A 21,881-nucleotide genomic window follows, 5' to 3' on the forward strand; every position below is an offset into this window, starting at 1 on the left:
TTCGGTTAATATTTTCCAGCAACGCGGAACTCCAGCGGTCGCCTTAACGTTCGTCCCGTCGGAATATCGGTTACATAAATCCAGAGGGTGTAGACACCAGGGTGGATATTCCGGGGGACAATCACCCGATTCACAAAATACATATCTCGCGGCAGACTGCGGTATTCGCGAATAAACTCGGTGAATACCTCGCCCGGGGAATCGGCATCCGTGCTGACAACTTTGTCGGCGGCATCGCGCAGTTCCCAGTGGCTGCTGAGTCGAACGTAATAGCCATTTTCCGGAGCCTCATAACTCCGGTTACCAGTCAGTTTGCGTATTTCCGTCGAGAAGTTTCGGATCTCGATGTACACATCCACATAAGTGTTGGGTTGGAAGGCCGGTCGAAGATCCTTGATGTAGTTGCCGTATCGGCTCGCTTTCTCCACGTAGCAGATGCGGCCGGCCGTAAAAGCGGCTTTGGAACGCACCTGATCCGCGGCGATCTCCAATCGATCCAGGACTATGTTGGCTTCCTCGGCAGAGAGATTTCTCATTCCCACTTCACTGATGCGAAGAATGGGATGCATGAGATTCGAGAGCATCTCCTGCGTGCCCGAATCGTAATTCTTCAGAGCTTCAAACACCTCGGTGTTTCGGTTCTGCTGCATGCATCGAAGCGCCACAATCAAAGGGGAATCCATCGGCGATTGCGGCGCTTCGGGCACCGGAACGACAACCATCGGCGGCTTCTCCGAACGGACCTTTTCGAGATCGACTTTCGGAGGGGATACCGGCAGCTCCTCTTTCGGGGCGGGAATCGGTCGAACCGGTGGTTCGACCTGAGATACAGAGTGCGGAGGATCGACCTTCTTCTCCGGTGTCGGATTCTCCTCCTTCGGCAGTATCGGTTTCGTTTTGCCCAGGGGGAACGGATCACCCAGTTCGGCCGGGCTCCTCGTTTGATGATCCTTGATTTCCGGAGTCGGTTCCGTGGGCGTTACATCTCCGATCGGGATGACCTTGTTAGTCGGTTTCTCTTCAATCTTCGGACTGGGGTTGCCAAGCTTGGAATTCAACACATCCCAGTCGGGAGCCACAACATTGGGTAGCGCCGGGAGCGATTCGTTCGGCAGAGTCGCCGGTAGTTCCTCGTTCGGTGCCGGAACTGGGAGCGGCTTCGGTGTATTCTCGACTACGGGCAGTTTCGGCAGCATCGGCGGTTGCTGATATTGCGTCTGCTCCACGGCGGCATCTGTTTTCGGTGCCGGGGCAGTCCTATCCGTTTCGGGCAGACTCGGCACTGCAGTTTGCTGAGTGATGCCCGGCATTCCCACAAACGGACCCGAAGCCGGAGTGGGCGTTGAACCATTGGGAATCGAACTGGTTTGCAGGGCCGTTGCCGGAGTCGTGGCGGCCGGCGTACTCACTTGAGCGGGCGTGGGGAGCTGAGTCGGTCGGATGCGATCCATCCCTCGCCCCGTTAAGTGAGGAGGGAGGTCGTTATCGACTGAAAGGCAGGCTGGCAGTGATAAAGCTGCGAGACTGATTCCGAAATACGCTATCCGCCGCGCCATCCGTGACCTCTTCGTCAGGGTACGCCTGGTCCTATAAGAAGGTGGACAATAGCAGAGGAGAGAGAGGTGTCAAGTTCGGTCGAAGCGAAGGAAATCTTCACTGGGAAATGGCAAAAACTGTCTGCAAGCAGCTCGGGAATCGAGCCGCAACTTACATAGCTTCCCCAGTTTGTCGGGGAGACTTCAAATCGGCGGTTGGGCGCGCTTTGGAGAGATATTCAGAAACCGGAATTTCAACCGATTCGGGCAAGCTGGAGAATCAGGAGAAGAGTTTGTCGAACCACGTCCGCGTCTGGGCCGGAATGATCGGCAGAGGCCGCCAGGGAAGATTGTTGATGATAATGTTGCCGTGCAGACTGCAGACTCTATCCGCCACCCCCTGATTGGTCCAATGGGAGATACGATCGTAAGCCGAGCGAATCTTGGGAGGTCGTCGAACGGTGGAGTGTCCATCCGAAGCGACCAGATGAACGAGATTTCTTTGAAACCAGCTCTTGAGAATTTTCTCTTCCCGGCGTGCTTGCGGCATGGTGATACTGCCGGCATTCACCTGGATTATGCAGCCCATGTGAACCAGTTCTTCAACGAAGCCTTCATGGTAGAAGACATCCGGATAGCGTTCGGCATGGGCGATGATGGGAACGATGTTCCGCTGTAAGAGCGTATCGGCAATCGGCCGGATGTCGAGCGAGATGTTCGCGGGGAGTTCCACCAGAAGAAATCGCCCGTGATCCCCAACCGTCAGATACTTTCCTTCGGTGAGCGATTCTTCGAAGTCGAGTTGAATCATGACTTCCGAGGAGGGGACGACATTCAGTGGAATCTGATTGACGGCGAGCTGCAGCTTCAATTCCGATACTGCCTGGCGAATCCGCTCGGGAGTATTATCGGGCCAACCCTCATTTTGATGTGCCAGGGCCGCGGCTGTTCCGGTTCCATCCGCCACCGCCAGTGCGCACATTTCCAAAGCGTCTTCGAGAGTTCGGGGGCCATCATCCAGACCCCAGAGCAGGTGAACGTGTAAATCGACGAAAGAGAGCATTGGTAAACTTTCACCCGAGGGCGGAAAAGAGCCTCATCCTTAAGAAGTGAACCCGGGCGAGGTTCACGGGCATAGCCATCGCCTATCAGCCCTTTTGGCGAAGCCTTCGACGGATACTACTGCTGGAGCTCGAGTTGTCGGACTCCGCCGGGGCGTCATCAGTGTATGCTTCGCGATAAGGCTCGCTGTAAGCGTAACCGTACGTGCCGTAGCCACCATCGCGGTAGCCGTAACCGTAACCATAGCCGTAACCGTAGCCGTATCCGTTACCGCCGCGGCTGGAATTGTTCACCACGACTCCCAGCAGATTGGCCCCGACACCTGCCAGCATTTCCCGGGCACGTTCGGCGGCCGGCCGACCGTTCTTGGAAATGGTCATCGTCAGGATCACGCCATCGACGCGGGTCGAAACGATCGACGGATCACTCACGGCCAACAACGGCGGCGTATCGAGAATCACGATTTCGAAATCGTCGCGAATCTTCCTGAGCAGTTCCGTGAATTTCGGTGAGGTCAGAAGTTCAGAGGGGTTTTCCGGTCGCGGTCCGCAGGGGAGTAACCACAGGCCCGGTATTTCTTCGCATTCCTGAATGGCCGAGTAGAGTTCTACCTGATCCAGAAGAACGGAGACGATACCCACTTCGGACTTGCTCTTCTGATCGAGACCGAAGATTTTGTGAACTCGCGGTTTGCGGAAGTCGCAATCGATCAGAATGACTTTTTTGCCTGATTGAGCGACCGACACAGCCAGGTTGGCCGCCAGGGTCGATTTTCCATCCCCGGCGTTCGGGCTGGTGATTTGAATAATCTGGTGGCCTTTTTCGCGAGTGTTGAAGTAGAGCGAGGTTCGCACACCTCGATAAGCTTCCGACTCCACCGATTTCGATTTGATGGCCGTGATTAATTTTCCGTCGATCATATCGAACTTGGGATTATCTTCCTCGAGCGGTCGCAGTACCGGAATATGGCCGATGATCTGGGTGCCGAGTCGACGGCGAATTTCATCCGGTGACTTGAAGCTGCGATCGGTCATTTCCGCAAGATAAGCCAGAGCACAACCGGCGATCAAACCGAGGAAACCGGCTATGGCCAGATACTGCATCGGCAGCGGAGCGACTTTCACGCCCATTTCCGGAGGAGTAATGAGTTTAGCTTCAGTTGTAGGACTATCCCGGTTCACAGAAATGGTGTCGATACGGTTTTCGAGAGTTTTAATTTCTCGGTCCAGCTGTTCCTGAGTGAGCATCAAAGATTTTTCTTCAATTGTCAGCTTGGAAAGTACGCTATGTACTAATTTATCGGCGTTTATTTCTTTCTGAATTATTTTCAGTTTCTCTTTATCTTTAGCTAACTCCCCTTCGACATAAACGCGGTACCAGGATAAAGGATCCACGGAGAAGTTCAAATTATCCGTATCTTTGTTACGATCGTGAATAATCTGCTTTAAGGCTTTGATGCGGCGATCCACGGCCTGCACTTCGGGATGTTCCTTGCCCATGGCAGTGAGTTTTTCACTCAGGGTAAGTTGCAGAGCCAGAATCGATTCCTCGACGTTCTGAGCATTCTTGAGTTCGAAGGCTTTGTCTTTCAGATAAGGATCGTCCTTCTTAAGCTGAGCCATCAGCTGCGCACGCTGCGTAGTGTCTTTGGGACTATTCTCGATCTGACGAATGGTGTAGTCATAATCGCTAATCTTAAGTACCAGATTCCGCTCCCGTTCCAGATCCAGGCCGATTTTCTGAGAGAGCTGCTCAAAGGTATAAGTGCTTGTTTCAGACAACTTAGTCCGACGGTTAATGAGCTCGCTGTCGATGGTCTTTTTTCGCTCTTTCTGATTATCCAAATTCCGTTTCAATTCCTTGTAAGCCTGATCGGTCAAACCGGTGATGCTTTCCTTGAGTGACTCGTTATAGCCTTCATAGACTTGGGCTAGTGCGGTTTGGGCATCGGAAGGATTGTGGGATCGAAAAGATAGGTTCAGAATATTGCTGACGGCTCCCGTGGTTGTGTCCCGATAGCGGGAAACCGTCAGGCCGTTGGCGACATAAGAGACATACTCCGCGGGCGGCTCTATCAGAGTACTCTTTTGCAGGTGATCGGCGGCACGGCGCTGAATCTCAGTCGATCGAACCAGGGCTTCCTGGCCCGCCATGAAGTCGATGATGAAGTTCTGCCGACTGTCGATAACGCTGCTATCCTGGGCCGCCGATTTGCGGTTGAAGACCATGATACGAGCGGAAGATTCGTACACCGGCCGTTTCTGGGTGTAGAAAATGAAACCGGCCACCATGCCCGCAATAATGCCGAAAATGACCAGTGTCTTCCGTCGCCAGAGTACGCGCATCAGATCCGAACCGCCGCTGCTGGCATGCGGGGTGGGTGTGTGAGGCCCCTCCGGAGGGTGAAGCACAATTTTCTGTGAAGGATATTCGACTACTGCCGCCACGGGTAAATCCTCAAAAAGTTGGGCTGGATTCGAGACACCAGAATCAAATGCCTATTGTTTCTTCCTGAACATTGACGGCCACCGCTTCCTCGCCTAACTGGCGAGTGACTGTGGTCAAGCACCGTTCGGTATGCTCGACCATTCGGGCTAGTGTGGCCAATTTATCCCACATCGTTTCCGTGTCGGGCTGTCCCACTACGGTTAAGCGTCCGATGGCATGCCCCTCGTAGAACAGGGGGATTTCTGCTTTCCAGTCGCTCGGATTTTCCTGCTGACCGGCGGCCCGGTCCCACCGGGCGTGATAACTTTCGTGCAACGCCGGGGCATTGACGTCCAGCCACAGCTTCTGGAGATTCATCGTGCGTGCGGCCGAAACCAGTTCCAGCCAGATATCATTCCAATCGGCCGTGCCTTGGAGCCGAACCTGGAGTTCGTTTTCGTGATTTTCCGATTTCACTTTCAAAATCGAAGTGACGATGGCTCGCACCCGGCTTTTCAGCAGATGAAGCTCCGCATGGCCGAACAACCGGGTCATGACCAGGGAGGCCGTAACCGCCATCGCTGCAATCAGGGCAAACAGTTCGTTCTTCCAGTAGACCGAAGCCAGGACGCCCGAAGCGACGATCAGCATCATTCCGCCGACCAGGAGCAAAATACTCTGCCGACTCAAACCGCTTTTCTGAAGGCAATGGTGCAGGTGTCCTCGGTCTGTGGTGTAGATACTTCGCCCGGTCAGTTTTCTTCGCAGGATCGCGGCGGTCGTATCGAAAATTGGCAGAATCAGTAGGGCTATTGGAATGCAGACGGTGGCAACCGCAGGTCCTTTGATACTTCCCTGAATGGCCATGGCTCCCAGGAAATAGCCGAGAACCATGCTCCCGCAGTCGCCTAAGTAGACAGTAGCCGGGGGAAGATTGTAACGAAGGAATCCAATTACCGAACCGGCCAGGATACTTGCGATCACGGCCACATAAAGATTTCCGAGCATCAAGGACATGGTGACGAAGGTCAGGCAGTACATGAAGCTGATACTGCCCAGCAGGCCATCCATACCATCGATGAGATTCAGGGCGTTGATGGCTCCCAGCATCCAGAAGAAGGTGAAGACTACCCCGGCCGTCATTCCCAGATCGATGGAGGTGCCCAGGAAGTTCAGTTCGGAGATCAGCATCTTTCCTGGAAAAACCAGAATCGAAATCGCCGCGATTTGACCGAGGAGTTTATGCCGGCCTCGCATGCCTCGCCAGTCGTCGAGCAGGCCGACGAGCCCGATTAATATCGAGCCAAGTACCAGGGAGAAGAGTCGGCCGGTCATCTGAAAATCGAAGTCCAGCCAGTTAGAAAGGGTCGATGCGAGTGCTATTCCCAATAGGGAAACCAGCAGAATCGCCAAACCACCCGCGCGCGGAATCGGCTTGGATTGGTGCTTGCGGCGACCGTCCGGGGCATCCACTAGCCCAATTCGGTGCGCAGTATCGCGAATAATGGGTACCAAGATTAGCGAACAAACAGCACTGAAGCCGAAAAGTAGCAATAGTGCCAGCTTGGATTCATCGGACACGGAAAAGCCCTTCGATGGAACGCCAATCGCTGTCAATCAAGTACAGGGAGAGTAATAGTTGTGACGTAAGCGGGAGAGCAGAATTCGAGCCGTTGGGCCGATAATCGGAATCGGTAGCAACGCTCAACTTCCAACCACCCAATAGAGGTACAACCAATAGAGGTGCCGTCCTGGCTAAATCAACGTAAGTCCCGGCCAAATACCATCCTAGCCCAGGTACAGTTCGTGAAATTATACCCGGTCAGGTAAGCCTGTCCAAGAATTATAAGTGTAGAATTCTAAGGGGTGTTGACGGTCTGGCGGAGAATCCGGTTTATTCAGACCAATAAAAAAAGATATTCGGAGCGGTAAGCACCGCTCCAGGTGTTAGATACAGCATTTAAACTCCGGTTTAATTGGAGGCTGCTTCGCCTTGGGGGATGATCGTCGTCTGGTTCAGGCGGACACTTGTATCCGAGGCACCTACCAGTTTCGGACTGACATTCATATCAACGAAAGAGTGTCTTCGTTCATGCACTTCCGCGCGGTCCACAGAGACGGCTTCCGGCGCAGTGATTCCAACTCGTATGCGATCTCCCTTGATCGAAACGATGGTGACTCGGATGTGATCGTCGATGATGATTTCTTCGCCAGGTTTGCGAGACAGAACTAACATGACACCCTCCTTGGATGTATGGTGAGAAGATAAACTAGTTGCAAAGCTCCTATGCAAACAGTAGACCAAAATTTTGAACCACGAACCGGTGTTGGAAAAAAATCTTCCGTATTAATCTGGGTAATTTTTCAGCCGCAAAATACTACCCAATTTAACACCCAGGTGTTGGTTCTCATAAGTCTAGACGGCTAATCGTTACTTTTCGTTCACGATAACGCGAAAAAAAGCAACGACTTGCGCGGTTGTATAAGAAACAACCACTGGGTAATTCGTGCATGGGCTGGAAATCTTACTTCGATTTTGCAAGGCCGATTGTGGCTATTACAAACTCGCTCTTGATATTTTATACGAAACTTAGGGTTTTTCATGCAACTGCGACCTTTAGGTAGAACCGGCCTCAATGTCTCCGCCCTGAGTCTCGGCGGGGCCGCGTTCGGGAACATCTATGGAAATCTCACCCTGGACCAGATCCGTCGGACGGTCGTCCGATCAATTGAATCCGGAATTAACCTTATCGATACTTCGCCCTATTATGGCCTGACAAAATCCGAGAGCAATCTCGGTGAAGTCCTGCAGCACGGCTGGCGCGAAAAAATTATTCTCTGCAGTAAAGCTGGGCGAAATGACCGCGCTGCTTTCGATTTCAGCCCCGAAGCCATGCGGCGTAGTGTCGAAGCATCGCTCAAACGTTTGAGAACGGACTACCTCGATATCCTGATCGCACATGACATTGAATTCACTGATAATTTTGAAAAGGTCTTTACGGAAACCCGCGACGTTCTGCACGCCTTGAAGAAAGAAGGCAAATGCCGATTCATCGGGATGTCTTGCTACCCGCTCAGTCTGCTGAAAAAGGTCATCGAGACCTGCCAGATCGATGTGATCATCACTTATTCCAATTTCTGTCTGCAAAACACTCGTTTGATCGATGAACTGCTCCCAACTCTGGAGAAGTTTGAAGTCGGTGTCCTGAACGCCAGCCCCCTTTCTATGGGTTTGCTGACCAATCAGGGGCCGCCTGAATGGCACCCGGCGTCTCCGGAAATTAAGGCCGCCTGTCGGAAAGCCGCGGAGCATTGCCGCAATCGCGGGAGCGATATTTCACTTTTGGGAATGCAGTTCTGTCTGGCCGAATCCCGGATATCCAGTGTTATTTCGGGGGCCTCAACCGAAGAAGAGATTCAAACCAACTTGCAGGCACTTTCTCAAAAGCCCGATCCGCAGCTTCTGGCCAAGGTATTGGAGATTTTGAAACCGGTGCATAATCAGACTTGGTTTGCGGGGAATTGGAAGACTTGATTCAAGCGGGCTTGATTTTTCAAACCGGCAGCACATCCACACTCACAGTGACCGTGTGTTGCCCGCCGCCCATGATCACCCCTTTGATCGGGCTGACATCATCGTAATCGCGCCCCCAGGCCACCAAAATATGCTGGTCCGCGGGAATCAGATCGTTGGTTGGGTCGATTCCGATCCAATCATAACCCGGCACATAGACCGACAGCCAGGCGTGAGTGGCATCGGCCCCCACCAGTCGGGGTTTGCCGGGTGCCGGGATGGTCATCAGGTAGCCGCTGATATAGCGAGTGGCCAATCCGAGAGAACGCAGACAGCCCATCTCCAGCTGGGTGAAATCTTGACAGACACCCTTTCGCGTCCGCAGCACTTCCAAAAGCGGTGTACTGAGATTGGTCGAATGCGGATCGTACTCGAACTCGGTATGAATGCGATTTGTCAGATCCATCACCGCTTCGAGTAAGGGCCGACCGGGCGTGAAAGATATTCGTGCAAACGTGGCCAGTTCTTCATTCCGGCCCACATAAGGGGAATCGAAGGTGTACTGGAGCGCATCCAACGCGGCGGGATCCCGAGCCATCCGGATACGGGCCGCGGCCTCCTCCCAGGGGATCGTTCCAGCCGGGTCAGGGGTCGATCCCGTTAGCACTTCGGTCCTGTGTTCGGACAGGATCACCAGCTTCCTGTGCGGCTCCTGCAGCGTGAAGTGCGTTGTCAGATTACCGAAGAAATCGACCGACTCACTCATCACCGCGGGCTCGGGTTCCACGGTCAGCAGAAAATCGAGCGTATGCTGCAAAGCGCCGTTGCGGGGTTTCAGATGTACGAGATTATGACACAACGAAACCGGATCGGAGTAATCGTAAATCGTCTTGTGGGATATCTGATAAATCATGGCGTGTCAGACGGCCAGGTGCCGGGTGCGTTGCAGATGAATCAGGTAATGCTGGGTAATGGTATCGGATAATTTCCAGAGATCGGTTTCCAGCTTGCTCAATAATTCCGCCAGTCTGGTCCGGACTCCCTTCGAATCGACTTCCGACAATTCGGAAATCTCCGCTAAACGCAAGGTCGTCACGCAGGAAAGCATCAACCGTTCTTCCGCGGAACGTCCCGGCGAGTTGGCCTCGCGTGGCAAGGCTTCCACATCCTCCATTAGAGATACTAATTGAAATGCCAGCGAACGAGGATTGCTTTCATCCGCTAAGAGCAAATCCAGCACAGGAGCAGCCTGCAGACTACTGAGATACCTTCGCCGATAGGTCATCAAGCTATCGGCAATTTCCAGAACGGCTTCCAGGAGGTTCCCTTCGGCAGGACTCTGATGGATCAGCGTGCCGAACAGGAGCCGCAGTAAGTGCAGCGAACGTTCGAGACGCCGGCCCATATCGAGGAAGCGCCAGCCTTGCGAGCGCGTCATACTTTCCATCGCCAGCCCGCCAAACGCCGCCAGAGTGCTGATATGTCGGTTGATCAAATCGAGAACTTCGCCGAGTTCGGTTTCCTCGTCGGGAAATTCGTTCAGACTGGTCAGCACCCGCCACATATCCGTGGAGACCCGATCGCGAATTGTCCCGGCCACTCGGTGAATCGAGTGGAGCAGGGAAGCGAGGCTGTCGATTTTGTTCGTGTCGAAAATCTCCCGGCGAATCTCCTTCTCGCCCCAGACAGTTGCAGGCTCAATTTTCAGGGCAATCGAAACACAAGGGATGCTGAGGACCCGGCCCAGAAATGGAACTTCGGGTGTATCCGCCGGATCGGTCTTCTCCGCCAAGCGGGTCATCAGTCCGCGCAAGAGGCGATACTTCCCATCGGCCCGCTCGGTATAGCGTCCCAGCCAGAACAAATTATCGGCGGCCCGGCTTGGAAGATCGCTACCGCCGCGAGTGAGTTCCACCGGACGAGCGGAGGAATGCAGGAGGCTGAAGTTGCTGACCGGAGCTTCGGATAAAAACCAGGTATCTTTGCTGCCACCCCCTTCCTGCATCGAAACTACCATCGAATCGGCATCGCGAGTGACGCGGGTCAAGCCCCCCGGCATCATCGTGTAACCGTCCGCGGTATTGCACAGGTAGGTTCGCAGCACAATATGTCGTGGCTCGAGCTGATCCTGATTGAGGACGGGGGAGGTGGATAATCGCAACTGTTCCTGCGCTACATAATCCTGCGGATGTTGCCTCAAAGAGCGGATCAGAGCTTCCCGTTCGGAGGCGAGCAGGCGCTGCCCGAAGATGGGACGGCTCATTTTCTTGGGATGGACCGGCTTCAGAACCATGCTGGGCAGATGTTCCAGGACATGTTCCAGACTCTCCTTTTGGCCGCACCACCAGGCATTCACCGAGGGAAGTCGCAACTCCTCATTGAGCAGAAATCGACAGATGGCGGGTAAGAACGGCAGTAAAGCCGGAGTCTCCACCAGGCCGGAACCGAGAGCATTGGCAATCGCGACGTTGCCTGAACGGACTACCTGTACCAGTCCCGGAATGCCCAGATAGGAATCGATGCGTAGTTCCAGCGGATCGCAGAAATCGTCATCCAGCCGCCGCAGGATCACGTCGACCGGCTGCAAGCCGCCGAGCACTTTCAGATAAACTCGATCGTCTCGGACCGTCAGGTCGTTTCCTTCCACCAGCGTGAAGCCGAGGTAGCGGGCTAGGTAGGCATGCTCGAAATAGGTTTCGTTGTGCGGCCCGGGAGTCAGTACCACGATTCGGGGATTGTCGCGATTGTGGGGGGCGAGACTGCGTAGGGAGTCGCGAAGGCTTCGAAAGAAATGAGCCAGACGGTGAACCCGACAGTCGCGGAACGGTTCCACCAGCATGCGGGAGAGGACAATCCGGTTTTCCAGTGCATATCCCGCTCCGGAGGGGGCCTGGGTTCGATCACTCAATACGAAAAACTGACCATCGGGGCCACGACCCAGGTCGGCGGCGTAGATATGCAAGTAGTTGCCGCCCGGCACATGCAAGCCGTGGCAGGGACGCAGAAAGCCGGGATGGCCGAGAATCAACTCCGGGGGCAGTACGCCGGCGTGCAACAACTTTTGCGGCCCGTAAAGATCGGCCAGTACCGAGTTGAGCAGTCGAGCTCTTTGAACCAATCCGTTTTCCAGAATCCGAGCTTCTTTCGCACTGATCAGATGCGGGATGGGATCGAGCTCCCAGGGGCGATCCATGCCATTGGGATCGCCGTAGACGTTGTAGGTAACGCCGTTTTCTCGGATGATCTGCCGGGCTTCATTCCATTTACGTTTGAGTTCCGTAACTCCCAATCGATGGAAGCGCTGTTGCAGTGGATCCCAGGCCGCGCGAAAAGTTCCATCGGCCTCGATAGTTTCATCGAAGCAACCTTCGAGCGGTGCGTAGGCGAAGGAACTCATCGGTTGCATCGGAGACTGCATGAGACTGCTTATTTACGGAGATCGAGTGTAAATGGCGATTCGCAGGTCTTCGTCTCAGGGGACAGGACAACCTTCCCGGCGGTATGCCCCTGAGCCAGGAATCGCGCGGCGCGCCGACCATCGGCCTCCAACGAATTTACCGGGGACGTTTCGAATGACCGGCCGCCCGGATGGCTGACGTGGTAAGTACAACCCGCGATGGCCCGATTGTTCCACGTATCGATGACATCGAAGACCAAGGGGGAATGAACGCCAATCGTCGGGTGCAGACACGAAGGCGGCTGCCAGGCTCGGTAGCGGATCCCGGCAACGTACTCGCCGTTCACCCCGGTCGGATGCAACGGAACTGCCCGGCCATTGCAGGCGATGACATGACGGCGATCGATCAGGCCGTTCACTTTAACTTGCATCCGCTCCAAAGAAGAATCGACATAACGGGCTGTGCCCCCGGCTGAACTTTCCTCGCCCAGGACATGCCAGGGCTCAATCGCATGCCGTAATTCTAATGCAACCCCCGCACCGACGATTTCGCCCACCTGCGGAAAGCGGAATTCATAGTGTGGGTCGAACCATTCCGCCTTCAACGGCACGCCGGCATTCCGCAAGTCTTCGATCAAATCGCGAAAATCTTGTTGAACGAAATACGGCAACATGAAGCGGTCGTGCAGTTCCGTACCCCAGCGAACCAGTTTCTGCTCGTAAGGTTTCTCCCAGAATCGAGCTACCAGGGAGCGCAATAGTAACTGCTGGACCAGACTCATGCGATAATGCGGAGGCATCTCGAAAGCCCGCAACTCCAGCAGCCCCAATCGTCCGGTGACGGAATCGGGAGAATAGAGCTTATCGATGCAGAACTCCGCCCGATGCGTATTTCCGGTAACGTCCACGAGCAGGTGACGGAAGATGCGATCGACCAGCCAGGGGGTCACGTGTGTGTTCCGCCGCACTTCGCCGAGAGCGATTTCCAGTTCGTAGAGGCTGTCGTTTCTCGCCTCATCGACACGGGGAGCCTGTGAAGTCGGGCCGACAAACATTCCCGAGAACAGATAGGAGAGCGAAGGATGATTGTGCCAGTAACTCACGAGGCTTCGGAGCAGGTGGGGCCGACGCAACAGTGGGCTATCGCTGGGCGTTGCCCCGCCGATGATGAAGTGATTGCCGCCCCCGGTGCCGGTATGCCGGCCATCCTGCATGAATTTTTCCGCACTCAAACGGCTCTGATGTGCTTCCTCATAAACCGTGTGCGTGATCGTACGCAACTCGCCCCAACTGCTGGCCGGTTGCACGTTGACTTCGATGACACCTGGATCGGGAGTGATGCTGAAGTGGCTGAGTCGGGCATCGACCGGCGGCTTATAGCCTTCGATTTGCACCGGAATTTTGAGCTCTTCCGCCGTCCATTCAATGGCTTCGACCAGATCGAGATAGTCTTCCACGCTGCGTTGAGGCGGCATGAACACCATTAAGCGGCCTTGACGCGATTCCACACAAAGGGCGGAACGAATGATGCTCGAGTCCGATAGGGTACGAGCTCCATCGCGAAGGGGGCCACTATTCGAAATGCGACTGGCCTCCTGTCTGCGCTGCCGGGAGTCCTTGGTCGGTAGGGGAGGGCGGGGCAGGCCGGGGTCGGACTCGAAAAAGAGATCCCGATCTCCCTGCGCTTCCCACGGCAGGGAGTCCAGCGGCAGTCTATAGCCCATTGGCGAATCCCCGGGGATCAGAAACAGATGTTCCCGGCGCAGAAACCATTGGCCGCTCTTCCAGCGATCCTGGCCTTCCCATTCTTTTCGCAGGGGGAGGGCATAACCCACTGTCGAATTCAGGCCTTTTTCAAATATCGCGGCGAGCCGTCGACGTTCTTCGGGGTCGTCGAGTTTATTCTTCAGGGGATCGACATTAATCGGTAACTGACGTTCTTTCCAGAGGTAGTACCAGGTGTCTTCGTAGCCCGGTAACGCGTGGTCCGGGTTGACGTGTAATCGATCCGCCAAGGTACGGATGAATTTACTCGATTCAACGGCGGTTACCCGATAATTGAAATTATCTTCGGCTATCAACTCGGGGTTGTGCCAGATGGGTTCCCCATCTTTTCGCCAGTAGCAACTAAAAGCCCAGCGCGGCAGCGATTCACCGGGATACCATTTGCCTTGACCGAAATGCAGCAATCCATTTGGTGCGAATCGATCCCGGAGTCGTCGAAATAACACGCCCGCACGTTCGCGCTTGTGTTCGCCCAGTGCGGCGGTGTTCCACTCTTCGGCATCGCGATTGTCGATGGCGACGAAGGTCGGTTCGCCCCCCATCGTAAGCCGAACGTCCCCCGCATGCAGCAGTGTATCGACCTTCTGTCCCAGCGCTTCAATCTCTTGCCATTGGGGGTCGGTATAAGGCAGCGTAACCCGGGGATCTTCGTGAATCCGGGTGACCGACATTTGGACGTCGAAGTGAGTTTTGAGTTCATCTTCTCCTTCCCATTCCACAGCGCCGGTAATCGGGGCGGCCGACTGCGGATCGGCCGTGCAGGCCAGTGGAATGTGTCCCTCGCCACACAAAAGGCCGCTGGTCGGATCGAGGCCGATCCAGCCCGCGCCTGGAAGATAGACTTCGGCCCAGGCATGAAGATCGGTAAAGTCTTTCTCTGTTCCAGAAGGCCCATCGAGCGATTTGATATCGGCGGTTAACTGAATCAAATAGCCGGAGGCGAAACGGGCCGCCATCCCCAGACGGCGAACGACCTGCACCATCAGCCAGGCCGAATCACGGCAGGAACCGGTGGCTTTCTCCAGCGTTTCTTCGCAGCTTTGGATGCCGGGTTCGAGGCGGATGGTGTAACCGATCAGATTTTTCAGATGCTGATTGATCTCGACCAGATAGTCGATGGTCTTCGGATTGTCCCGTCTAAGTTCTTCCACGAGAGCGATCAGACGCGGTCCGGCGGGCAGCACTTCCAGATAAGGGATCAGTTCCTTGGCGGTGATCTCGTCGTACTCAAACGGAAATCGCTCCGCACTTGACTCGACGAAGAAATCGAAGGGATTGATCGGGTTCATCTCGGCGATCAGATCGACTTCGACGATCAACTCCCGGACGGGTTTGGGATAGACCACCCGTGCCAGGTAATTGCAATAAGGATCCTGCTGCCAGTTCAGGAAGTGGCCGTCGGGGCGGACTTTAAGCGAATAACTCAGGATGGGCGTTCGGCAATGCGGGGCTGGGCGCAGACGAATCACCTGCGGCAACAAGGTCAGTTGCCGGTCGTAGATGTAAGAAGTTTTATGATTAAGCGCAACTCGAATAGACATGCCCGATACCCGATTCAGCGAAACAAGGTCGTCGCGGAACGAGGAGAGTTTACCCGCGCTACAGCGATTGTATCAGAAACACTTGGGCAATAAGCGAACATCGGGGGGAATTGATGAAAGTAACACGTTGTACAAATGGTACTTTCGGAAAGACCGGCCGTTCATCCTGGACCGGCTGAAATTTTACGCTTCATCTCATGTCCAGAGGCTAATTATGGACTAGCCCCCGGAAGTAGAGATTCTGAGCTTTACTTGGTCAGTGCAAAAGTGACTTTGTCGATTGTACCCGTAAAGGGGAAGGGAGATTTGTAATCCGGCGAGACCGGTGTAATCGAATCTCGACCGATTTCAAAAGGCTCCAAGCCGTGACGGAATGTGGATCGTTTAATTTTGCTCTCGGCTGTCATTTTGCCATTAACAAACATCTTCATTGTACCGCCAAGTTCCTTCGATCCCTCCGGCGTAAATTCGGTTTTCAGAACGATTTTTCCTTCGGGTATCGCATCGGAACCCGTTATGGTGATATCCGCGATTTCGAAGAAGCTGTAATGGAAGACCGGCTTACCCCCCTTGATGTAGAGCGACCAGCCGCAGGATTGTCCGCCAACACAAGCTATCACCCCTTCGGCACCTCCTTTGGGAATGGTCAATTCGGCAGTCAGTGAATGGGGTCTGGGGAAGAGCTGGGGGCCAATTGGCTCTGGCAGCCAGACATTATTACCGAAGTAGGTCCAGCTGGTTTTTGGTGGACCTGCCGCTCGCATACTGGGATCCATACGCTCGGAGAAGCGAGGATCGAGCGGAAGGACATTGTACTTCTTTATTTCAACGAGGAATTGATCCTTCAACTCTTTGAGTTTCTCTGGCATGGCCGCCGCCAGATCCTTCGCCTGGCTGAAATCTTCCTCGATATTATAAAGTTCCCAAGGCGCATTCACGAAGCCTTCGCCTCTCCCTGCGGTTTCCCAGGGAAGTCCGTATTGGCTGCAGGCCACCCACCCATTGTGATAGATCGCCCGATTGGTCGCGAGTTCGAAATACTGAGTCGTCCGATGGCCTTTTGCCTGAGCATCCTCGAAGGTGTAGACCATCGAGACCCCTTCAATCGGTTTTTGTTCGATGCCATTCACAAATTTCGGCTCCGGTATTTTGCAGGCTTCCAGAATAGTGGGCACGACATCGATGACATGATGGAACTGCGTGCGGGTTTCTCCCTTGGCTTTAATACCTTTTTGCCAGCTCACCACCATCGGATTTCGCGTTCCACCAAAGTGGGAAGCTACCTGTTTAGTCCACTTGAACGGAGCATTCATTGCCCAGGCCCAACCGACCGGAACGTGAGGCTCACTTAAAGGGCCGCCAATCTCATCGAGTTTCTTAATCAGACTCGGCAATCCCAATTGAATTCCCATTAAGCTGGCGATTTCGCTGAAGGTTCCTTCGAGACCACCTTCGGCACTCGCGCCGTTGTCGCCGACGATGTACATGACCAGAGTATTTTCCAGTTCGCCGGATGCTTCCAGGCTATCCAACAGACGACCGACCTGAAAATCGGTGAAGGCCATGTAGGCGGCATAGTTTTCCATGAGCCTCGTGTAAACCTTCTTGGCATCCGCGGGTTGTTCTTCCCAGGATGGTATGCTCTTGTGTCGAGGCGTGAGCAAAGTTCCCTTCGGGATAATGCCCATTTCCAACTGCTTGGCATGGATCAATTCGCGCTGTTTGTCCCAACCGTAATCGAACTTGCCGACGAATTTATCCCGCCATTCTTTCGGTGCATGGTGAGGAGCATGAACGCCGGAAGTGCTGAAGTAGTTGAACCAGGGTTTGTCGGGATCGGCGGCTCGAACATTGCGAATCCAGCCGATCGCTTCATCGGTCATATCAATGCTGAAGTGGTAACCCTGTTCCGGAGACTTCGGCTGGGGAACCCAGGTCGTGTTGCGATAAATCGTGGGATAATACTGGTGAGTTTCCCCTTGATTGAAGCCGTAGAAATAATCGAAACCCAAACCGGTGGGCCAGCGGTCGAATGGTCCCGCAGGGCTGATATCTGGCTCGGGTGTGTTATGCCATTTGCCGAACATACCCGTGGCATAGCCATTGTCTCGAAGTACCTGCGAAACCAGAGCGGTGCTCTTGGGCAGAATCCCCGTATAGCCGGGATATCCCGTTCCCATTTCAATGATCACGCCCGTGCCGCAGCTATGGTGATTTCGGCCGGCCAGCAAGGCGGCTCGAGTCGGACTGCAGAGTGCCGTGGTATGGAAGCGAGTGTATTTCAAGCCATTGTTCGCGAGTTTTTCCATAGCGGGAGTAGGGACGGGGCCACCGAAAGTGGAGCACATACCGAAACCGACGTCATCGAGCAGGATCAGCAAAACGTTGGGTGCACCCTTGGGGGCTTTCAGTGGTAGTGGAAAACTCGGCGTGGAATCTTTGTAAGTCTCACCAATCTTCCCCTGAAAGGCCGGGTCTGGTTTCGGCAATTGCTTTCCATCGGATTGCTCCGAAGTGAAGGAGTTATTTTCATTGGCGAAGAGTTCACTCCATCGCCCCGTTGCGATGAACCATCCGAAAAAAAACGCCAGTGCCGATATGGCCACCATTGGAAGAAGTAATCTTCGATGCATGGTACGGTCCTCAATGTTTCGTTAACTGCGAATCACGACTTTACGGGGACAATGCGAGGACAACGTAACATAACAAATAAGTAAAAACACTCACTTTCGAGCAAGATTGCGAAATCCGTGAAATTGAGGATCTGGCATGGAATTATTGCGAATTTTGTATGAAGTGGCGAAGAAAGTCTGGCGAGATATTGAGAAATGCACGTTCAAGAAAGGACAGTTTACCGAAGCGAATTAACGAAAAGATCCAGCCCCCATCGATCGAAGGAAGCTGGATCCAGATAAAATTCGCTGGGTATTATTCCTGGTCGTCCCAAATCGGATCGTCGTAACCCTTCTGGGTTCCCTGCATCAATTTTCGCATCTTGCGCTCCTCGGCCAACTCGTCGACTCCATTACCGCTCCGACCCGTGTTGGGATCGTTCTCGATGGTGAGGACCTGGGAGTATTCAGTTCCATCGACGGTCAACACTACGCGGTAGCTACCCGCCGGAGTCTGTTCAAGCAGACGATTTCCGAAGTTCGAACCGGCCATCTGTTCGGCCGTCATGCCGCGCGGTATAGCCCCCATCTGTCGCAGATCCCACGAGACTCGATTGAAGCCGACGTCCTTGGTGGGAGTCAGAGTACGAATGTTCTTACCGTTGATGTCGATCAGGGAGAGTGTGATCTTCTCCGGCTTCTTGGCCAGGTGATATTCGATGTTGGCGGAGCGGCTGGAATTGGTACCCACGAACCGGCGAGTACCCGTGCTGAACATCCCTTCCTTGGTCAGGTCGAGCTGCCAGCGAATAACGTTGCTCGGTTTGTACAGCGAGGTCTTGGTACTGAGGCTTTCCGCGGAAACCTGTCGGAGGGCCGCGACGTCGGTAATCCAGATACTGCGGCCATGGGTAGCCACCACCAGATCGTTGGTACCCGCCGGTTGAGCAAATTCATGCACGGCCACCGTCGGCAAGCTCTTGCCGTTGATCTTCGTCCAGGATTTGCCGCGATTGATGCTGACCCAGGCCCCGAATTCGGTACCCAGATACAACACGTTTGGATTGGTCACATCTTCGCGGAGGACGCGGCTTGAGCCCATTGGCAGGTTAGCCCGCAGGCTGGTCCAGGTCGTACCGAAGTCTTCGGTGACGAAGATATAAGGATCGTCGTCATTCGAACGATGGGCATCGAAGCATACATAAGCTCGGCCATCTTTAGCCTTGCTCGCTTCAATGCTGGCGACCCAACGCGGGCCGGGCAGACCGGCGGCTTTGAACTTGTCGCTGACATTCGTCCAGGTCTTTCCACCGTCTTTGGTCAATTGCACGGCCCCATCGTCAGTGCCGACCCAGAGGATATCCGGGTTCACCGGCGATTCGCAAAGAGCGGTACCGCTGCCCCGTTTGGTCAGGGTGATTTCCGGGGAGAAAATCTTCTGGTCGTCGCCGCGCTTGATCGACTTGAACACGTAGTTGCCCGCCGAGTAGAAAATCGACGGATTGTGAACGGAGATAATGAAGGGCGTGTTCCAGTTGAAGCGATAGTTGCCCGCATTGGCCACGGCTCGGGGACGGATGAAATTGCCGCCTCCGGTCTTCAAGTTTTTGCGAGTCATCATACCGTCCTGGCTTTCGGCATAGACGATATCGGGATCGACCGGGTCCACTCGCATCACGAAGCCGTCACCACCGTTGAGGTAGAGGAAGTCTTCGTTGGACGGTCCGCTCAGGCGGTTAGTCTCGGAAGGACCGCCCCAACTGCCGTTATCCTGCAATCCTCCGTAGACCCGGTAGGGTTTGCGGTTATCGGTGGTGACGTGATAGAACTGGCCCATGGCCATGGTGTTCAGGTGTTCCCAGTTGGCCCCTTGATCGTAGCTGACGTAGATGCCACCGTCGGTCCCAAGCATCATATGTTTGCCGTTCCGGGGATTAATCCAGATCGCATGAATGTCGGAGTGTACGCCCTTGTTCACATTTTCATTGGTGAATTTCACGCCGCCATCGTGTGAGATATAAAGGGTCACACCGGCAGAGAGTAAAACTTTCTCATCCGAGGGGTCCTGCCTTATGACGCTGAAGTAGAAGGGGCGTTCGTTAAGGCTGTTAATGCGCTTCCAGGTTTCGCCGTTGTCTTCGGATTTGTAGATGCCACCGGTGTCGTTTCCTTCGGGGCCCTGGAAATCCTGAACGTTGGGACGCTGGCCTCCAAGACCGGCGGCACCGGCGTTGGGTCGGCCCGGTCGGGCATTATTGTTGTCTTCGAGAACGAGTTCGACTTCCGCGGCCTTATCGCCTCGTTTGTAGTTCAGTTTGATTTTGTCGCCGGCTTTTTTACCGACCAGTGTTACGAACAAACTCTTGGTGTCGGTCAGCTTGCTACCGTCGATGGTGAGCATCACATCTTCCGGTTTGATGCCGGCTTTGGCCGCGGAACTGCCCGCGCGAACTTCGACGACTTTCAGACCGCCACCTTCCATCGGCTCGCTATTGGTTACGCCGAAGGTAACCGGTCGTCGGCCTCCGCCACCTCCGCCCCGTTGTTGAGCGCCTTCAATCGGCCGGCCCTCCAAAACGAGTTCGATGGTTTTCTTTTCGGTACCGCGAGTAACTTCCAATTTAATCTTTTCGCCAATTTTTTGCTGGGGAATCAAAGCTCGCATGTCTTCGTATTTTTTGATTTCCTTATCGCCGAATTTCGTGATGATGTCGCCGACTTTCAATCCGGATTTTTCCGCAGGTCCTTTTTCGGTAATACCGGTCAGTTTCGCGCCGCCCTTGTATTCTTCGTCCCCTTGAACGCCCATGTAAATTTGTGTGGGAGGATTACCGCCCCCTGCTTTTTCGGTGTCGATGGTAGCGAAGATTGTGTTGGGGTTCTTGCGGGAGTATTCTAGCCCGATGCGGCCCATGTTCGCTTTGGGAAGTCCCTTGGTCAGTTTGGTGAACGTCTTGCCTCCGTCGGTGGTGCGGAAAATCCCGGTGCCCGGCGCCCAGAGTTTGTTGGGCGCGTACTCATCGGCTCCTTCCGGACCTTTGGCCTCGCCTCGGAAGCTATCGAACTCATCGCGGGATCGTTCCCAGGTCGCGACAATCAGGCTTTCGGGATCGTTGGGCTTAATGACGATTTCCAGGGCACCAGTTTTGTCGTCGATATAGTGGATGCGATTCCAGGTTTTGCCGCCATCGGTGGTTTTGTAAACTCCGCGTTCTTCGCTGGGGCCATAGAGACGGCCCAACGCGGCCACGTAAACGATGTCGGGATTCTTGGGATGGATTACTACGCTACCAATCTGGTAGCTCTTCTTCAGACCCATGTTGGTCCAGGTTTTGCCGCCGTCGGTCGATTTGTAAATACCATCGCCATAGCTCACGGAGTTTCGGGGATTGGCTTCACCCGTGCCAACCCAGACGATGTTTTTATCGGAAGGGGCCACGGCCACCGCGCCGATGGAAACGGTGGCTTCATGATCGAACTGGTGTTCGAAGTTCGATCCGTTGTTCACCGTCTTGATCAGACCGCCCGATGCGGTGGCAGCCCAATAGGTACTGGGATCCTGTTCGAAAACGGCGATGGCGGTGATTCGGCCGCCCATGTTAGCGGGGCCAACGCAGCGCCATTGCATGGCCGCGCCGTAGGAGGCGATCGGGTCGGCTGCCGGGGGAGCCGAACGCAGCTTCACCAGTTCCGCGCGAAGCCGTTCGATTTCTTTCTCGATCTCCTGGATCTTTTTATCCTGGGCCAATTTATTGGGATCGTCCCCATACACATTGGGGGAAGCCAATTCCGCGATTCCCAGAGCCAGGAAGGCCAGGAAAAAGAGCCGACCTATTAAGAAGGGTGTGCGAGTGATTCTACTCCGAGTCATATTCTCAATCTGGGTTGAAGGATAAAAGGATTGGTCTGGGGTATACGATGCTATAACATTTTACGCAATCGGCACATGCTACCAACTGACATTCGTCGATGACAGAGCTAACAGGGCACTTCTCGACTAGTCAGACC

11 protein-coding genes are annotated in these 21,881 nt (G+C 54.4%); 1 reads left to right on the plus strand and 10 read right to left on the minus strand.

Annotated features, from left to right (window positions below; translation table 11 throughout):
* Positions 1-5 precede the first annotated feature (5 nt).
* The 5 genes from KIH39_RS24410 to KIH39_RS24430 all read right to left on the minus strand — a co-directional run bounded on the left by KIH39_RS24410 (position 6) and on the right by KIH39_RS24430 (position 7,260).
* Positions 6-1,451, minus strand: a complete 1,446-nt coding sequence (locus tag KIH39_RS24410; protein WP_213496431.1) for a hypothetical protein — start codon at positions 1,449-1,451, stop codon at positions 6-8.
* Between the two features lie 364 nt (positions 1,452-1,815).
* Positions 1,816-2,598: a tyrosine-protein phosphatase gene (locus KIH39_RS24415; RefSeq protein WP_213496433.1), complete on the minus strand. Its 783-nt coding sequence runs from the start codon at positions 2,596-2,598 to the stop codon at positions 1,816-1,818.
* 85 nt (positions 2,599-2,683) lie between these two features.
* A complete protein-coding gene (locus KIH39_RS24420; RefSeq protein WP_213496435.1) occupies positions 2,684-5,044 on the minus strand; it encodes a polysaccharide biosynthesis tyrosine autokinase in 2,361 nt (786 codons plus the stop codon).
* Positions 5,045-5,087: 43 nt separating this feature from the next.
* Entirely contained in the window at positions 5,088-6,605 is a 1,518-nt protein-coding gene (locus KIH39_RS24425; RefSeq protein ID WP_213496437.1) for an MraY family glycosyltransferase, read from the minus strand.
* 391 nt (positions 6,606-6,996) lie between these two features.
* Positions 6,997-7,260: a carbon storage regulator gene (locus tag KIH39_RS24430; RefSeq protein WP_213496439.1), complete on the minus strand. Its 264-nt coding sequence runs from the start codon at positions 7,258-7,260 to the stop codon at positions 6,997-6,999.
* 366 nt (positions 7,261-7,626) lie between these two features.
* Between KIH39_RS24430 and KIH39_RS24435 the strand changes: the two genes are divergently transcribed.
* Positions 7,627-8,559 carry an aldo/keto reductase gene (locus tag KIH39_RS24435; RefSeq protein ID WP_213496441.1) on the plus strand — a complete coding sequence of 311 codons (933 nt, stop codon included), beginning with the start codon at positions 7,627-7,629 and terminating at the stop codon, positions 8,557-8,559.
* A gap of 19 nt (positions 8,560-8,578) precedes the next feature.
* Here the strand turns inward: KIH39_RS24435 and KIH39_RS24440 are convergent, their stop codons facing one another.
* From KIH39_RS24440 to KIH39_RS24460, 5 genes are all read right to left on the minus strand, one after another.
* Positions 8,579-9,451 (minus strand): transglutaminase family protein, encoded by an 873-nt coding sequence (locus KIH39_RS24440; RefSeq protein ID WP_213496443.1) that lies wholly within the window; start codon positions 9,449-9,451, stop codon positions 8,579-8,581.
* A gap of 6 nt (positions 9,452-9,457) precedes the next feature.
* A complete protein-coding gene (locus KIH39_RS24445) occupies positions 9,458-11,956 on the minus strand; it encodes a circularly permuted type 2 ATP-grasp protein (RefSeq protein WP_213496445.1) in 2,499 nt (832 codons plus the stop codon).
* An 8-nt stretch (positions 11,957-11,964) separates the two neighbouring features.
* Positions 11,965-15,261: a transglutaminase family protein gene (locus KIH39_RS24450; RefSeq protein WP_213496447.1), complete on the minus strand. Its 3,297-nt coding sequence runs from the start codon at positions 15,259-15,261 to the stop codon at positions 11,965-11,967.
* Positions 15,262-15,509: 248 nt separating this feature from the next.
* A complete protein-coding gene (locus KIH39_RS24455; protein WP_213496449.1) occupies positions 15,510-17,894 on the minus strand; it encodes an arylsulfatase in 2,385 nt (794 codons plus the stop codon).
* A gap of 295 nt (positions 17,895-18,189) precedes the next feature.
* On the minus strand, positions 18,190-21,744 hold the full coding sequence (locus KIH39_RS24460; protein WP_213496450.1) for a VPS10 domain-containing protein: 3,555 nt from the start codon (positions 21,742-21,744) through the stop codon (positions 18,190-18,192).
* Between the last annotated feature and the right edge of the window lie 137 nt (positions 21,745-21,881).

Source organism: Telmatocola sphagniphila (genome assembly GCF_018398935.1).
In the GTDB taxonomy this organism is placed as follows: domain Bacteria; phylum Planctomycetota; class Planctomycetia; order Gemmatales; family Gemmataceae; genus Telmatocola; species Telmatocola sphagniphila.

Coding starts and splice junctions, on each gene's coding strand:
- KIH39_RS24410 (WP_213496431.1), bottom strand. CDS start 1,451: ATGGATCGCATCCGACCGACTCAGCTCCCCACGCCCGCTCAAGTGAGT.
- KIH39_RS24415 (WP_213496433.1), bottom strand. CDS start 2,598: ATGCTCTCTTTCGTCGATTTACACGTTCACCTGCTCTGGGGTCTGGAT.
- KIH39_RS24430 (WP_213496439.1), bottom strand. CDS start 7,260: ATGTTAGTTCTGTCTCGCAAACCTGGCGAAGAAATCATCATCGACGAT.
- KIH39_RS24435 (WP_213496441.1), top strand. CDS start 7,627: ATGCAACTGCGACCTTTAGGTAGAACCGGCCTCAATGTCTCCGCCCTG.
- KIH39_RS24440 (WP_213496443.1), bottom strand. CDS start 9,451: ATGATTTATCAGATATCCCACAAGACGATTTACGATTACTCCGATCCG.
- KIH39_RS24445 (WP_213496445.1), bottom strand. CDS start 11,956: ATGCAGTCTCCGATGCAACCGATGAGTTCCTTCGCCTACGCACCGCTC.
- KIH39_RS24450 (WP_213496447.1), bottom strand. CDS start 15,261: ATGTCTATTCGAGTTGCGCTTAATCATAAAACTTCTTACATCTACGAC.
- KIH39_RS24455 (WP_213496449.1), bottom strand. CDS start 17,894: ATGCATCGAAGATTACTTCTTCCAATGGTGGCCATATCGGCACTGGCG.
- KIH39_RS24460 (WP_213496450.1), bottom strand. CDS start 21,744: ATGACTCGGAGTAGAATCACTCGCACACCCTTCTTAATAGGTCGGCTC.